The sequence below is a fragment of the Thioalkalivibrio sp. AKL9 genome, assembly GCF_000377825.1.
GTDB classification, from domain to species: Bacteria; Pseudomonadota; Gammaproteobacteria; order Ectothiorhodospirales; family Ectothiorhodospiraceae; genus Thioalkalivibrio; species Thioalkalivibrio versutus.
Genome location: NZ_KB905104.1, coordinates 326,036 through 341,032, shown reverse-complemented (window position 1 = coordinate 341,032; position 14,997 = coordinate 326,036). Strand labels below are relative to the sequence as shown.

The 14,997-nt window shown below is 67.7% G+C and carries 13 protein-coding genes; 7 read left to right on the top strand and 6 right to left on the bottom strand.

What is annotated here, in order from left to right:
* Window positions 1–102 precede the first annotated feature (102 nt).
* Together D573_RS0103735 and mtgA are read right to left on the bottom strand one after the other, a co-directional pair.
* On the bottom strand, window positions 103–2,415 hold the full coding sequence (locus D573_RS0103735; protein ID WP_018937766.1) for a mechanosensitive ion channel domain-containing protein: 2,313 nt from the start codon (window positions 2,413–2,415) through the stop codon (window positions 103–105).
* 115 nt (window positions 2,416–2,530) lie between these two features.
* On the bottom strand, window positions 2,531–3,253 hold the full coding sequence (gene mtgA, locus D573_RS0103730; RefSeq protein WP_026287914.1) for a monofunctional biosynthetic peptidoglycan transglycosylase: 723 nt from the start codon (window positions 3,251–3,253) through the stop codon (window positions 2,531–2,533).
* A 236-nt stretch (window positions 3,254–3,489) separates the two neighbouring features.
* Between mtgA and D573_RS0103725 the strand changes: the two genes are divergently transcribed.
* The 4 genes from D573_RS0103725 to D573_RS0103715 are packed head-to-tail and all read left to right on the top strand — an operon-like array spanning window position 3,490 to window position 4,951.
* Window positions 3,490–3,819 (top strand): hypothetical protein, encoded by a 330-nt coding sequence (locus D573_RS0103725; RefSeq protein ID WP_018169592.1) that lies wholly within the window; start codon window positions 3,490–3,492, stop codon window positions 3,817–3,819.
* Window positions 3,812–4,225, top strand: a complete 414-nt coding sequence (locus D573_RS0103720; protein WP_018169593.1) for a thiol-disulfide oxidoreductase DCC family protein — start codon at window positions 3,812–3,814, stop codon at window positions 4,223–4,225. Before D573_RS0103725 ends, D573_RS0103720 begins: the two co-directional genes overlap by 8 nt.
* Complete coding sequence (locus tag D573_RS14940) at window positions 4,200–4,376, top strand: DUF2256 domain-containing protein (RefSeq protein ID WP_077276949.1); 177 nt, start codon at window positions 4,200–4,202, stop codon at window positions 4,374–4,376. The genes D573_RS0103720 and D573_RS14940 overlap by 26 nt, the downstream gene beginning before the upstream one ends.
* Window positions 4,373–4,951, top strand: coding sequence for a histidine phosphatase family protein (locus tag D573_RS0103715; RefSeq protein ID WP_018937764.1), 579 nt, complete (start codon window positions 4,373–4,375; stop codon window positions 4,949–4,951). Before D573_RS14940 ends, D573_RS0103715 begins: the two co-directional genes overlap by 4 nt.
* 39 nt (window positions 4,952–4,990) lie before the next feature.
* Here D573_RS0103715 and D573_RS0103710 read toward each other — a convergent pair whose 3' ends face one another.
* From D573_RS0103710 to D573_RS0103700, 3 genes are read right to left on the bottom strand one after another with little or no spacing between them, the layout of a single operon-like run.
* Window positions 4,991–6,556, bottom strand: coding sequence for a TolC family protein (locus D573_RS0103710; RefSeq protein ID WP_018937763.1), 1,566 nt, complete (start codon window positions 6,554–6,556; stop codon window positions 4,991–4,993).
* Complete coding sequence (locus tag D573_RS0103705; protein WP_018937762.1) at window positions 6,549–9,629, bottom strand: efflux RND transporter permease subunit; 3,081 nt, start codon at window positions 9,627–9,629, stop codon at window positions 6,549–6,551. Before D573_RS0103705 ends, D573_RS0103710 begins: the two co-directional genes overlap by 8 nt.
* A complete protein-coding gene (locus tag D573_RS0103700; RefSeq protein WP_018937761.1) occupies window positions 9,626–10,846 on the bottom strand; it encodes an efflux RND transporter periplasmic adaptor subunit in 1,221 nt (406 codons plus the stop codon). The genes D573_RS0103705 and D573_RS0103700 overlap by 4 nt, the downstream gene beginning before the upstream one ends.
* 194 nt (window positions 10,847–11,040) lie before the next feature.
* Between D573_RS0103700 and D573_RS0103695 the strand changes: the two genes are divergently transcribed.
* The 3 genes from D573_RS0103695 (at window position 11,041) to arsJ (ending at window position 13,840) form a co-directional block, all read left to right on the top strand.
* On the top strand, window positions 11,041–11,499 hold the full coding sequence (locus D573_RS0103695) for a TspO/MBR family protein (RefSeq protein WP_038039631.1): 459 nt from the start codon (window positions 11,041–11,043) through the stop codon (window positions 11,497–11,499).
* 84 nt (window positions 11,500–11,583) lie between these two features.
* Window positions 11,584–12,597 carry an ArsJ-associated glyceraldehyde-3-phosphate dehydrogenase gene (locus D573_RS0103690; protein ID WP_018937759.1) on the top strand — a complete coding sequence of 338 codons (1,014 nt, stop codon included), beginning with the start codon at window positions 11,584–11,586 and terminating at the stop codon, window positions 12,595–12,597.
* A 7-nt stretch (window positions 12,598–12,604) separates the two neighbouring features.
* Window positions 12,605–13,840 (top strand): organoarsenical effux MFS transporter ArsJ, encoded by a 1,236-nt coding sequence (gene arsJ / locus D573_RS0103685; RefSeq protein ID WP_018937758.1) that lies wholly within the window; start codon window positions 12,605–12,607, stop codon window positions 13,838–13,840.
* A 38-nt stretch (window positions 13,841–13,878) separates the two neighbouring features.
* Here arsJ and D573_RS0103680 read toward each other — a convergent pair whose 3' ends face one another.
* Complete coding sequence (locus tag D573_RS0103680; protein ID WP_018937757.1) at window positions 13,879–14,760, bottom strand: LysR family transcriptional regulator; 882 nt, start codon at window positions 14,758–14,760, stop codon at window positions 13,879–13,881.
* Between the last annotated feature and the right edge of the window lie 237 nt (window positions 14,761–14,997).

The following is a 14,997-nucleotide window of genomic DNA, read 5'->3' as shown; positions in this document are numbered from 1 at the left end:
TCTCCCTGGGGCCTTGGGAGCGGGGTCGCCCGCGAAGCCCCTGCCCGGGAGTTGCCGCGGCAGGGGGGATTCGAGTGCACGCCCCGCTCACGGACAACCGCTTCAGTCGTCGGCCTCGTCGTAGTCGCCCTTGTGCTTCGGATTCGGGCGCGCCCGCCGGTCATCCGAGTAGTCGTCGCCATCCTGCTCGTTGGCCGGTTTGTCCTGCAGAAGCCGTAGATTGGCCGCCGGGGCGCCGCCGTCCTTCTCCTGACCGAAGTAGATGGTCTGGTGCGGGAACGGGATCTCGATGCCGGCGGCGTCGAAGTGCTTCTTGACCAGGCGGTTGAACGCGCGGCCCAGACCGAACTGGGTGCCCGGCAGGGTCTTGATCCGGACCCGCACGTTGACCGAGCTGTCGGCCAGTGCGGTGACACCGTGCACCTCCATCTCGTCGAGGATGTTGGGCCCCTGGTCGGGATCCTGCTGGAGTTCCTCGAAGGCCTCGCGCAGGCGCACGATGACCTCGTCGATGTCCTCGCGATAGGCGACGCCGTATTCGCCGACGTGGTAGGCGAACTCGCGCATGTAGTTCGCGACCGCATCCACTGACGAGAACGGGATCAGGTGGTAGGTCCCGGAGAGGTCGCGTACGCCGAGCGAACGGATGGTCAGGCGTTCCACCACGCCCGTGGTGCCGGCCACCGTGACGACGTCGCCGACGTTGATTGCGTTCTCCAGCTGGATGAAGACGCCGGTGATCACGTCCTGCACCAGTTTCTGCGCCCCGAAACCGATCGCCAGGCCGAGGACACCGGCACCGGCCAGTAGCGGGCCGATGTTCACGCCGATCTCGGCGAGCACGATCATGGTGGTCATCACGATCAGCACGATGGCCATGGCGTTGCGGAAGATCGTCAGCAGGGTGGTCTCGCGGGCGGTCGGGCCGCCGCCACCGGTGTTCGGGTTCATGCGGTGCTCGACCCAGCTGGCGAAGACCAGCCAGATGGCCAGCACGCCCAGCAGGATCAGCGCCACCGAGATCGCGGTACCCAGCACCGCCATGCCCATATCCGAGGCCAGCCATGTGGTCAGGCTGAATGCACCCCAGGCATCCGCGACCACGGCCAGCACGACCAGCAGGATCACCAGGCGCATCACCTTCAGCGCGTTGGGGATGTAGGAGTTCAGGCGCAGCTCCAGCGACGGAAACTTCTCCCGTGTCTCTTCGGGGACCCGAATCCGGCGGCCGATCAACTGGGTCAGGAGGTTCGCGACGAAGATGCCCACGAAGATGGCGAGCAGCGTCTGTCCGGTCGCCTTGGCCATGAAGGGGAGCGCATCTTCCGGCCGGGTGATGCTGACCACGGCCAGGGCCAGGAAGTAGATCAGGGCGATCCAGTGCCAGAAGTTCGCCAGCATCGAGACTAGGATGCGGGTGAAGGTGAACTGGGTCCTGTTCGCTAACGCCATCAGGCGGTCATGCACCCGCGTCCGGTTCTGTAGGATGATCACGGCGGCGTAGAGAAAAGCCGTCAGCATCACGATCAGGCCCAGGGAGCGCCCGGCCTCGGACGAGATCTGGTTGTTGGCGATTGGCACCAGTAGCAACAGGCCGTAGCCGATATACCCCACGATGCGGGCCAGCCAGGCGTTCCAGTAGGCCGCTTCGTCCCCGGCCATCGGCAGCAGGCGCAGGCCGTGGTAGCGCGTGGCGAAGATCAGGCGCAGGGCCGCCTTGGTCACCTCGATCAGCAGGAATGCGTTCAGGAACAGCGAGTGCCGGGTGTTCATCTCGCCCGAGTCGCCCAGCACGAACAGCGCCAGGGCATAGCCGGCCAGCCAGGCGAGGATGACGACGAGGAAGTCGATGGCGGCCGCCAGGACCACGGCCGGCAGCGCCCGCATCAGGCGCATGTGCTCCGCGGCATTCAGCGCCCAGCGGTCGAGCGCCGTGAACAGCGGCGCACCCATCCGGCGTAGCACCAGGAACACGGCCACGGTGAACACGATGATGATGGCGAGATCGAGCACGGCCACCCCGAACACGGTTGGCTCGATCGCGCGGACGCGCTCGGCGATGTCCGTGGCGATATCGCTCAGGGCCCGGACCTCGGCCACGGTGCCCTCGGCCAGCGACTGGGTCAGCTGGGCAATCTGGCGCGCGACGGAGTCGCTGTCGCCGGTTTCGACCGGGAGGTCATCCGTGGCGGCGTCCTCCGCGCTGGAGCCGTCGCCGGAGCGCAGGGCCTCGAGCAAGTCTTCGCGGGCCTCCTCGTTCTCCAGCGCGTCGATGAGCATCTGACGCAGATCACTGCCGGAATCCGGCTGACCGGTGTCCTGTGCGGACACGGCTCCGAGGGGCAGGAGCAGCAGTAGAGCGACGAGGACGAGCAGGCGGGAGAAGAAAATATGCGGCGCGCGCAGATGGGTCACGGCAAACCTCAATGTCTGGGAGGGGCGTCCTTGCATGCCCCCGGTGCAGGTCAGTCGGAGGCAGTCTAAAGGCTGGAAGTTCCCGGCCACAATTTCGGTGGCCTGTGCGCAGGCTTTATTCCAGCAGCATCGGATCCAGCCATGCGATGCCCAATTGGGCCATCTGTTGCTCGACCCAGACGATCCGCCGGTCAAGGTTGGGCCCCGGGCGGACCGGGTTCATGCGGCCGGGGCTGGGCAGAATGGCGGCCAGGCGCGCGGACTGGTGGCGATCGAGCTCGGTGGCGGAGATCCCGAAGTAGTGTTGGGCGGCGTTCTCGATGCCGTAAATGCCGGGACCCCATTCCGCCAGGTTGAGATAGATCTCGAGGATGCGCCGCTTCGGCCAGAGGGTCTCCATGCCGAAGGTGAACCCGGCCTCCAGCGTCTTGCGTGCCCAGGAGCGGCCGTGCCAAAGAAAGAGGTTTTTCGCGGTTTGCTGGCTGATGGTGCTGGCGCCGCGCAGGCGCCCGCCGCGTGCATGATCGCTGAGCGCCTGGCGCACCGAGCCCCAGTCGAAGCCGCGGTGGTTGGGGAAGTGCTGGTCCTCGGCCGCGATCACCGCCAGCATCAGATGGCGGGGCAGGTCGTCCAGGCGTTGCCAGTCCGGGCGCCGGTTGGAGGCGGTCTGCCAGTCGGTTGCCACCACCATGGCCATGCCGTAGGGCGGGTCGACCCGGGCGAAGAGCACCACCAGGGCGAGCATTGCCCCGATCCCCAGCGCCATTAGAAACGCGACCAGCCCGCCGGTCCAGTAGAGCAACCGGCGGAGCGGACGGCGCTTGAGGCGCGTGGCCACTACGGTCTCGCCTCTGGGTGGTGGGCGTGCGGGTGGATGACTGTCCGGAGACGGGGATTCATGGGCTGAAAGGATAACGCCTGCGCTCGCCGGGCGGGATGGGGCGTGCCCTTTCTTCTCTTCTGGAAGCACGCGCGGCGAACTGTTTTGCCGTTTCGTGGCCCAAAGGCGAAGGGGTGAGGAGGACGACCCCGTAATTTGCCTTAACAAGCCAACCGTTCGCGAAGGAGAGAGCCATGGATGTATTGCCCTATCGCTATGTCACCCCGAGCGGCGAGGCCGTGTCCTTCGATTTTTATCTGCATCCCGAGACCGGTTCCGCGGTGCGGGTGCAACAGTTGCTGGATCGCCTGACCGACACGCTGGACAGCGAGATCGGTGTGCTGGGCGATACCTGCAATGGCGACGTGCTGCAAGCGCTGGCAATGGCCCTGGCCGTGCGCACGGAGATGATCCCGGCCAACCCCGAGATGACCCAGGATCTGGCGCGTGATGTTGTCGAGCGGGCGCTCAGATCCCTCGATGGTGCCCGGCACCAGCAGACCGGGCCGGTGGGGCATGCCTGAAAACCACCAGGACCAATATTCCGAGGCCCCGGGACGACCGGTGGTGTTCTTCGACGGCGGCTGTCCGCTTTGCCGGCGCGAGATCGGCCACTACCAGCGGCTCGACACCGCGGGCGCGATCGATTGGCGTGATATCCATGCCGATGCCACACCGCTCGACGCCTGGGGGATTACCTGGGATCGTGCGATGCAGCGCATGCATGCCGTAAGCGCCGACGGGCGCATTCGCAGCGGCGCCTGGGCCTTCGTGCTGGTCTGGCGGCACCTGCCATATTACCGCTGGCTTGGCGGTGTGCTGCATCGCCTGCCGCCGATCGTCTGGCTGATGGATCGCGTCTACAACGTGATTGCGCGTTATCGCTGGCGCTCGCGCTGCGACGATGGGGTCTGTCACCCGGACCGCTAAGGTGGCCCACGCCAAGCCGCATCTACCGGAGAAGACCTGTGCGGTATGCGGCCGCCCGTTCGCCTGGCGGCGCAAATGGGCCCGGTGCTGGGATGAGGTTCGCTACTGTTCGGACGCCTGCCGGCGTCGCCGTTCGGGGAAGATCGCGTGACGAAGCGCTTTGTCGTTCTGGTGTTCTGGATCGCCGTGCTGGCGGTGCCTCTGCCCCTGGTGGCGGGCGACCTGGCGGCCGAACGCGCGATCGTCGCGCAACTACAGGAGCCCCACCGCATCCTGCTGCTGCGCCATGCCCTGGCGCCCGGCATCGGTGACCCGTCGGGCTTCGATGTGGATGACTGCGCCACGCAGCGCAATCTGTCGGCTGAAGGACGCGATCAGGCGCGCGCCAGTGGGGAGCGCCTGCGCGCGGCGGGCCTGGAGTCGATCCGGGTGTTCGCGGGTCCGTGGTGCCGCAATGTCGATACCGCGGCGCTCCTGGGGTTCGGTGAGCCCGTGGTGCTGGAGGCAATGGGCTCGGTGTTTCGCACCAATGCCCCGCATCGCGAGCGGCGCATGCAGGCGTGGCGCGAACACCTGGCGGAAGAATACCGGCAGACGGCGGGGCCGGCGGTCTACGTGACCCACCGGGCCAATATCATGGAGCTGAGCGGCCACAGCCTTGGCGCCGGGGCGATGCTGGTCGTCGAGATCGACGCGCAGGGCAATGCCCGGCCGGTGGATCAATAGCCGCGCGACCCGAAGGCGCCGGGTCGTGTGCAAGCCGGCTTACAGACGGATCTCCACGCGTTCGGCGCCGGGGGCGTCGATGCCGCGATGGAGCAGCAGGGTGCCGCTGGCGTTCAGCAGTTCGGTGGTGAGCTGACGGAAGCGCACGACCGTCTCGGTCAGGTTCAGGCGGCTCTCCAGCAGGTCGCGCTGGGCCTGGGAGACGGCCAGCGCGGTCCCGGCACCGACGCGAAACCGCGTCTGTTCCACCCGCAGCAGCTCTTCCTGCAACTCGACGGTTTCCTTCTGTGCCTGAATTTGTTCGCGGATGCGGGCCGCGTCGAACCAGCGCGCACGGACGTCCTCGATTGCCAGCTGTTCAATATTGGCGAGGGTCTCCTGGATCTGCAGGCGCGTCAGACGGGCGCGGGTGTGTTGCGCCTCGGCCGCGCGGTTGCCGATCGGCATGTCGAAGCGCAGGCCGGCGGCCAGGTCATAACCGTCGCCCTGGCTGGCGCGGAAGGTCTGGCCGAAGGTTTCGGCATAGCCGGACTGACCAACGGTCACAAAGAAGTCCAGGCGTGGCAGTAGTCCGTTACGGGTGCGGATGACCTCCAGCTCGTCGCGTTGCACGCGCAGCCGGGTCTCGTTGAGGTCGGCGCGGTGATCGCGGGCGAGAGCGACATAGGTATCCAGCGGCTCGAGGTGGTAGCGCTGCAGATCCGGCTCAGAGCGGGCCTCCAGGCGGGTATCCCACAGATCGCCGTCCCCCTGTATCAGGCGCGCCAGCGCATCCTGTGCGAGGGCCCGTTCGCTACGGGCATCGATCAGGCCCTGGCGACGCAGTGCCACCTCGGCGCGGGCCGAGACGGCCTCGGTCTCCGGGCGGTCCCCGGCACGGATACGGCGTTCTGTCTCGTCAAGCTGCTGGCTCGCGACGGCCAGGGCCTCTTCGAAGATCGCTATCTGTTCGTCGGCCAGTACGAGGTCCCAGTAGCGGCTTTCCACATCGGTGATCAGTTGTTCGACGAACCCGCGCACCTCGTATTCCGAGGCCTCCGCGTCCAGGCTGGCCTGCCGCAGGCGTACCAGGTTGGACTCGATCCGCCCCCCGCGCAGTAATGCCTGAGTCAGGCTCAGGCCGGCGCGGGTGGTGTATTCGCTCTGGTCTTGAAAAGAGCTGTTGGCACGAGAGCTGCGAACGGACAAGGTTAGGTTAGTGCCAGTCGGCAGGGACTGTTGCAATCCGACTTGGCCCCGTCTTTCGCTAAAGAAGGAATCCCGTGTAAAGCCCTCGGATTCATCAGTCTCGCGGTCGCGATAGATATCGATGTCGGCAAATAGCGCAGGGTCGAAAACCGCACGTTCCTGAACCTCAAAGGTACCGGCGATTGCAGTTTGCAGTCGCTCGGCCCGCAGGCCTCGGTTGCCTTCCAGGGCGCGCGCTACCGCTTCTTCAAGAGATAGGCTCTCTTCTGCCACTTCGTTGCGGGCGAACGGGCGTTGTTCCAGCAATTCTTCGGCGGACAGCGTCAGACGCAGGCCGTCATCGGTCGAGTCCTCTCCGTTGGCCGTTGCGGTCAGTGCCAGGATGAAGAGCGGAAGGGCAGGGGTAAGGCTACGCATGGTCGACGGGCATCCGGTAGACGGGTTCATGGCCGTGCTGTTGGCTTCGACGATGAAACAGCAGGTACAGCGTCGGGATCAGCACCAGGGTGATCAGGGTAGACGAGAGCAGCCCGCCGATCACGACCCGGGCCATTGGGGCCTGGGCCTCGCCGCCGTCGCCCATGCCGATGGCCAGCGGCGACAGCGCCAGGATGGTGGTCAGCGTGGTCATCAGGATCGGGCGCAGGCGCTCGCCGGCAGCGGCCACGATGGCCGCTTGCAGTTCCATGCCGTCTTCGCGGTGGCGCCGCGCCATGCGGTCCACCAGCAGGATCGCGTTGTTCACCACGATCCCGACCAGCAGCAGGATCCCGATCAGCGACTGCACGTTGAGCGTGGTGTCGGTGATCAGCAGCGCGCCGGTTACACCAATGAGCGCCAGCGGGATGGAGAACATCACGATCAGCGGATCGCGCAGGGACTCGTACAGGCTGGCCATGACCATGTAGACCAGCAACGTCGCGAGCAGGGTGCCCAGCAGCAGTTCGGAGAACGCGGCTTCCTGCTCCTCGATGTCGCCGGTGACCGAGAAGTCGATCTCCTCCGGCAGCGGGGTATCGGCCAGCGCCGCACGCACGTCGGCGGCGACCTCGCCCAGCGAGCGGTCGCCGATGTTCACGAACAAGGTGCTGATGCGCGCCTGTTCGCGGCGCTGGATGCTGTCCGGGCCGATTTCGGTGTCGAAGGTGACCAAACTGCGCAGTGCCACGCGCTCGCCGTCCTCGCTGCGCACGGTCAGGTTGAGGAGGTCGTCCAGCGAGCTCCGGTCGGCGTCGCGCAGCTGGACCCAGATGCGCGTCTCGTCGCCGCCCGCGCGCAGCTGGCCGGCGCCGGAGCCGCCCAGGGCGGTTTCCAGGGTCTGGGCGATGGTGCGCACGTCCACGCCGAGGTCGGCGGCGCGGTCGCGGTGGATGCGGGTGGCGAATTCCGGCTGCCCGCCGTCGGAACCGACACGGGTGTCGGTGACGCCGGGGACGTCCGCCAGCGCGCTCTCGAAGCGCTCGATGACGGCGTTCATCGTGGGCAGTTCGAAGCCGCGGACCTCGATAGACAGGCTTTCCTCGTCGGCGCCGCGCCCGAAGCCGCGGAAGAATATCCCGCTGGAGGCGCGCACGCGGATCTCGACCCCCGGCGGGCTGCCCAGCGCGTCGCGCAGGGCCGCGGCGATCTCGTCGGAGGAGCGGCTGCGGCTGTCGCGCGAGCCGACCATCACGCGCATGTTGCCGGAGGCGGGCGAGGAGGCACGGAATGCCGAGGCGCCGGAGCTGGAGACCAGGTTTTCCAGTTCCGGGACCTCGTCGTGGATGATCGCCTCGAGGCCGGACATGGTGGCGTAGAGCTCTTCCAGGGGTGTGCCGGGCTCCATGGCGACATGCACGCGCAATTCGCCTTCGTCGGTGGCGGGCAGGAATTCCGTGCCCACGCCGCGCAGCCCCGCCAGGGCGATCATCAGCAGCAGGAGGCTGATGCCGATGACCATCCACGGCTGGGCCAGGGTGCGCCGCAGCAGCCCCTGGTAGCGTTGCTCCATGCGCGCGAGGGCACTGGTGTCGCGCTTGGGCATCGGGGCGCGGGCCATCAGCATCGGGACCAGGGTCAGCGCGACAATCAGTGAGCCCGCCAGGGCAAAGGCGACCACCGCCGCCAGCGGCTTGAACAGCTGGCCGGCCAGTTCCTCGGCGAAGAACAGCGGCAGGAAGATCGCCACGGTGGTCAGGGTGCTGGCGACGATGGCGGGTGCGACGCGCCCGGTGCCGCTGATGGCGGCCTCGGCGGCGGTCTGTTCGGCATGTTCCTCGCGCCGTCGGGCGATGCTCTCGATCACCACGATGGCGTTGTCCACCATCAGCCCCACGCCCAGCGCGATCCCGCCGAGTGTCATCAGGTTCAGCGAGTAGCCGCCGAAGTAGACCAGGCCGAAGGTGGCGATCACCGCCAGCGGGATCGCGGTGGCCGCGACCAGCGTGTAGCGGATGTTGCGCAGGAACACGAGCAGCACCAGCACGGCCAGTGCACTGCCGTAGAGGATCGAACGACCGACATTGGTGATGGAGTTGCGGATGAAACCGGCCTCGTCGGTGACGGCGCGGATGTCGATCTGGGGAAAGTCGCGGTTCAGGCGCACCAGTTCGGCGTGGACCGCCTCGGAGACCTCGACGGTGTTGGCGTCGGCCAGCTTGCGCACGGCGAGCTGCACCCCTTCCTCCTGGTTGACCCGGAACCGGCGGGTAACGCGCTGGTGGGTGTCGCGCACGTCGGCCACCTGGTGCAGGTAGGTCACACCGTCCTCGCTGCGTTGCACGATGGTGTCGCGGACCTCGTCCACCGAGCGGAACTCGGCCGGCGTGCGCAGGCGGTATTCGCGGCGCCCATCCATGATCGGGCCGCCGGGGGTGATCACGTTGGCGTCGCGGATGCGGTTGCGCAGGTCGTCCAGGCCGAGGTCAATGGCCTCGATGCGCTCCGGGTCCACCTCCACGCGGACCTCGCGCTCCAGGCCGCCGAAGGTATCCACAGCTGCCACGCCGGGGATGCGTTCCAGGCGCGGGGCGATACGATTGTCGATCAGGGTGCGCAGGTGGATGGCGTCCAGTTGCGAACCGATGCCCAGACGCATGATGGGCGAGTCCTGGGTGTCGAACTGGCGCACCAGCGGGCGATCGGCGTCATCGGGCAGGCGGTCCTCGATGCGCGCCAGGCGATCGCGCAGGTCGTCCACCGCCTGGCGGATGTCCGTGCCCCAGGCAAAGTTGATGCGGACGTTGCTGTTGCCCTCGGCGGAGGTCGAGCGGATCTCCTGGGCACCGGTAATGGCGGCCGCGGCCTGCTCCACCTGGCGCGTAACGAGTTGTTCGACTTCCTCGGCCCCGGCATTGGGGTAGGACGTCATCACCGTGACCACCGGGTAGGTGATATTCGGTAGCAGATCCACCGGCAGGCGGGTCAGCGCGGTCAGGCCGAGGATCACCACGATCAGGGCCACCATGCTGGTCAGCACGGGGCGGTGGACCGTTACGCGGGCCGGATTCACGGGGTGTCCGACTCGGGTGCGTCGTCTCCATCCGGCACGTTGCGCGGGTCGGTCAGGCGCAGCGGGGTGCCGTCCGCGAGCAGGTGCTGGCCGAGCACGACGACCTCGGTCCCTTCCGGCAGCTCCGGTTCCAGCAGTTCGACCCAGTCGCCGTCACGCACGCCGGTAACCGCCTGATGGCGGCGGGCCTGCGGGCGCTCGCCGCTGCGGTCCACGCTGAACAGGGTCGGGCCGACCTCGCGCTGGATGATCGCGTCGCGTGGGATCGCCAGGACGGCGTTGCGTTCCCCGAGGGTAATGGCGGCCTCCACGAACATGCCCGGGCGCAGCTGGTCGCGTTCGTTGGGGATCTCCACCTCGACCCGCGCCTGACGCGACCCGGGCCGGAATTCCGGGGCGATGCGGGCGATGGTGCCGGCAAATCCGGCGTCCGGATAGGCGGCGGTGTGGACCTGTGCCCCCTGGCTCGGCGACAGCCGGCCGTAGTCGGCCTCGGTCACGGCCAGGATGGCGCGCACCGGCTGCAGCCGGACCAGCGCCAGTGCGGTGTCGTTGGCGCTGATGACCGTGCCGGGATCCACGTGGCGTTCGGCGACCCAGCGGGTGCTGTCGGCCGTACCCGCCTCGATGCGGGTGTAGCTCAATTGGATCTCGCGGGTGCGCAGGGCCGAGCGCCGCTGGCGGATCTGCGACTCGGCCAGGGCGACGCGCGTCTGTGCCAGGGCGAGTTCGGTTTCCGCGGCCTCCAGCTCCGAGCGCGAGGCGATGCCCTGGTCGCGCAGCTCGCGGGTGCGCTGCAGTTCGCGCCGGGTCGCATCGCGGCTGGCCAGGGCCTCGGCCAGGCTGGCCTCGGCGACTTCCAGCTCCGCCGCGGCCTGGGCGACGTCCTGCTCGAATTCCTCGGTATCCAGCTGCAGCAGCGGGTCACCGGGCTCCACGCGGTCGCCCAGGTTGACGAATACCTCGGCAACCCGCCCGCCCACGCGGGGGGTGATCTCGATCCGGTCGGCGCCCTCGATGCTGCCGGTGAAGCGCCGCCGTTCGACCAGGTCGCGGGTCTCGATGCCGGCGATGGCGACCGCGACCGGGCGGGTCTCGCCACCGCCCGGACGACCGGAAGAGGCCGCGTCGTCTTCCGGGCCCAGCAGCATCCAGGCGAGGATGCCAGCGGCCAGGAGAAACAGGAGCGCGGTGATCAGTGTGGCGGGGCGGGGCATTGCAACTCGCTTGTTTGCGGGGTGGTCAGGTTAGAGTGTCGCGTGGTTGACTGAATCGTGCATGAATTCCGTTCGGAATCCGGCGCCGATTCGATGAAGCCCGGACTAGGACCCCCGAGTACAAGGAGAATTCCGTGACGACATCCGATTCGGCCCGTCCCCCGCGCCCGCGGCGGCGCTCCTTTGCCATGGACATGCTGGGCCTGCTGGCCTGGATGGTGTTGGTCTTCGCTGTGGCGGGATTGGGTGGCTGGGCGACCAGTCTGTCGGTGGGCGACTGGTATCCGACGCTGACGCGCCCGCCGCTGAACCCGCCGGATGCGGTATTCGGCCCGGTCTGGTCCGTGCTGTTCGGCCTGATGGGTCTCGCCGCCTGGCATGTCTGGCGGCGCGTCGGCCTGACCGGCGCCCCGATGGCGCTGGGGCTGTTCCTGGCCCAGCTCGCGCTGAATCTCGGCTGGTCGGTGCTGTTCTTCGGCATCCAACGCCCGGATCTGGCGCTCGCCGAGATCCTGATCCTGTGGCCGCTGATCCTGGCCACTCTGATCGCCTTCTGGCGCATTGACCGTATCGCCGGCGCGCTGCTGGTGCCGTACCTGCTGTGGGTCGCCTTCGCTATCTACCTCAACGCGGGGATCGTCTGGCTCAACTGACGAGCCGGGTTTTCGGCGCCCGGGCGTCATGCGTTTGTCATTTGGGCGGGGTATGCTGACGCGATTTTTCGCGGGAGGGGCTCCATGGCGGTGCGCGTCGGTATAAACGGGATGGGGCGGATCGGTCGGTTGGCCCTGCGCGCGGCATGGGACCGGGACGACATCGAGGTCGTGCATCTGAACGAGGTCGCCGCGGACGGGACCGTTACCGGGCATCTGCTGGAGTTTGATTCCGTTCACGGGCGTTGGGGCCGCGAGCCCGAGGCCCAAGCGGGCCAGATCCGGATCGACGGGCGCGAGCTGCGCCACACGAGCCTGCCCGAGCCGGGGCAGGTGCCGTGGGGCGAGTCGGACGTGGACATCGTGATCGATGCCACCGGCGCCTTCCGCACCATGGACACGCTGGAGCCGCATTTCTCCCGGGGCGCGAAGCGCGTGGTGGTCGCGGCGCCGGTGAAGGACGCGCGCGCGCTGAACGTGGTGATGGGCGTGAACGACGCCGCTTACGATCCCGCGAAGCACCACGTCGTGACGGCTGCCTCTTGCACCACCAACTGCCTGGCGCCGCTGGTCAAGGTGCTGCACCCGGCGCTATCGATCCGCCACGGCACCATCCTGACCGTCCACGACATGACCGCCACCCAGTCGCCGGTGGACCTGCCGCGCGACAACCTGCGCCGGGCCCGCGCCGCCGGGCTGAACCTGATCCCGACCACCACCGGCTCGGCGAAGGCGATTGGCGACATCTTTCCCGAACTGAACGGGCGTCTGAACGGCCATGCGGTGCGCGTGCCACTGATGAACGCGTCGCTGACCGATTTCACCTTCGAGGCCGCGCGCGAGACCACGGCGGAGGAGGTCAACGGCCTGCTGCGCGAGGCCGCGAACGGCGATCTGAACGGCATCCTCGGCTACGAGGAGCGCCCGCTGGTGTCCAGCGATTTCCGCACCGACCCGCGCTCGTCCATCGTGGATGCCCAGTCGACCATGGTGGTTGATGGCACGCAGGTGAAGGTGCTGGCCTGGTACGACAACGAGTGGGGCTACGCGAACCGGCTGGTCGAGCTGGTCGCCCGCGTCGCCAAGCTCGGAGTTTGAGGCCGTTGTGAGCGGCACGGCCGACCAGCCAAACTCCGGCGGGCCGCCTACCCTGGGGCTGGGTGCCTACGCGCGGATCACCGCGAACTACTGGGCGTTCACCGTCACCGACGGCGCGATCCGCATGCTGGTAGTGCTGTTCTTCCACCAGCTGGGCTACAGCCCGCTGGAGATCGCCTTTCTGTTCCTGTTCTACGAGCTGTTCGGGGTCATCACCAACCTGACCGGCGGCTGGCTGGCCGCGCGGCTGGGGGTGAACACCACCATGATCGGCGGGACGCTGCTGCAGGTGGCGGCGCTGCTGATGCTCACGGTGCCCGAGGCCTGGCTTGGCGTGGCCTACGTGATGTTCGCCCAGGCCCTGTCCGGGATCGCCAAGGACCTGAACAAGATGAGCGCGAAGTCCGGCGTAAAGCTGGTCGCCGGCGACGGGGAGGGGCGGCTGTTTCGCTGGGTTGCGGTGCTTACCGGCTCGAAGAACGCGCTGAAGGGCGTCGGCTTCTTTGTTGGCGGGGCGCTGCTCTACAGCGTGGGCTTCCAGATGGCGCTGGTCATCCTGGCCGGGATGCTGGCGCTGGTCATGCTGTTCTCGGTGGTCGGACTGCCGCGCGGGCTGGGGCGTGTCGGCGGCAAGCCGAAGTTCACCCAGATGTTCTCCAACTCCGCCGCAATCAACGTGCTCTCGGGCGCACGCTTCTTCCTGTTCGGCGCACGCGATGTCTGGTTCGTGGTCGCGCTGCCGGTGTTCCTCAGCGCCACGCTGGACTGGAACCACATGCAGGTCGGCGCGTTCCTCGCGCTGTGGGTGATCGGTTACGGCGTCGTGCAGGCCTCCGTGCCGCGCCTCTTGGGTAAGGGCGGGGTGCATCCGACCGGGCTCACCGCGCGCCTGTGGGCCTTCATCCTGATGCTGCTGCCGATCGCCATCGTGATCGGGCTGGAGGTGGGCCTGGACCCGGCCTGGGTATTGATGGTCGGGCTGGGCGTGTTCGGCGTGGTGTTCGCGATCAACTCCGCCGTCCACTCCTTCCTGGTCCTCGACTACGCCGACGCCGACCGCGTCGCGATGAAAGTCGGTTTCTACTACATGGCGAACGCCGGCGGCCGGCTGGTCGGCACCGTCGCCTCCGGCGCCATCTTCATGGTCTGGGGCCTGGAAGGCGCCCTGATCGCTTCCACCTTCTTCATCTTCGCCACCTGGATGATCTCGTCCCTCATCCCCCGCGAAGCCGCCCGCGCCTGACCGCGCGGCTGCCGGCCTGGAAGGGGGCGGCCATCCGGTTACTGCGGCGGCTGTAACGTCTCGATGACAGCCTCCAGGGTGCGGGAGCGGTAGCGCTCGGCATGGCGGACCCAGCCGAGCTGGCGGGCGACGGGCGCGCCGGGCCAGTCGAGTACGGCGAGGTCGTCGGTGGCCATGGTGTGGGGGAGGAAGCCGATGCCGAGGCCGGCCGTGATCAGCATGCGGATGACTTCCAGGTAGGGGCTTTCCTGTGCGGCGGTGGGGTGCAGGCCCTGTGCGGCCAGGGCCTGGTCGATCTGGCGGCGGGTGGTGGAATCCGCGGGCGGCAGGATGGCCGGCCAGTCGTGCAGGCGCCGCAGGGTATCCAGCGGGGTATCGTCAGCGCGGTTGCAGGCGACCATGGGGACGAGGTCGTCGGTCCATACCGTGTGCGCCTCGGCGCCCTTCGGCAGATCCTCGGGCAGGGTGGCCAGGGCCAGGTCGGCGTCGCCGTGCATGACGGCCTCGATGCCGGCCTCGGAATCCATGAATGCCAGTTCCAGTTCCAGTTCCGGGTAGCGCTCGCGCAGGGCCGACAGTGGCGTGGGCAGGCGGTGCAGGGCGATGTGGTGCGAGGTTGCCAGGCGGATACGGCCGCGCACCACCTGGTCGAGGTCGGCGACCTGCTGCTCGATGGCGCGCAGGCGGGCGAGGATTTCGCGGGCCTCGGGCAGCAGGCGCTCCGCGACCTCCGTCGGGCGAACGCGGCGGCCCTGGCGCTCGAACAGCGGGCGCTCCAGTGTCGCTTCCAGGGACTGGATGCGCTTGCTGATTGCGGGTTGGGTCAGGTGCAGCTGTTCGGCCGCGGCGGAGAAGGCGCCGGTGTCGACGACCGCGACGAAGGCCTGCAGGGATTCGACACTCAGTTGTTCTGGGCGCATCCGTCTCTCTCCAGTCCCTGCGTGAGATAATGGTCCGTTCGATGGTCGGGCTCGGCATGACCCGGCACCTATATAACCGTATGGAATGATACGGATAAGAAAACGGATTTGAAAGAATACCGAGGTGGCCGCAGACTCCTTTAAACGGTCGTCCTGAAATGAAGTCATTGCGAGGAGCCGAAGGCGACGCGGCAACCTCCTGAGGCTGGCAGAGCGCCAGTACCGGGATCCGGTGGT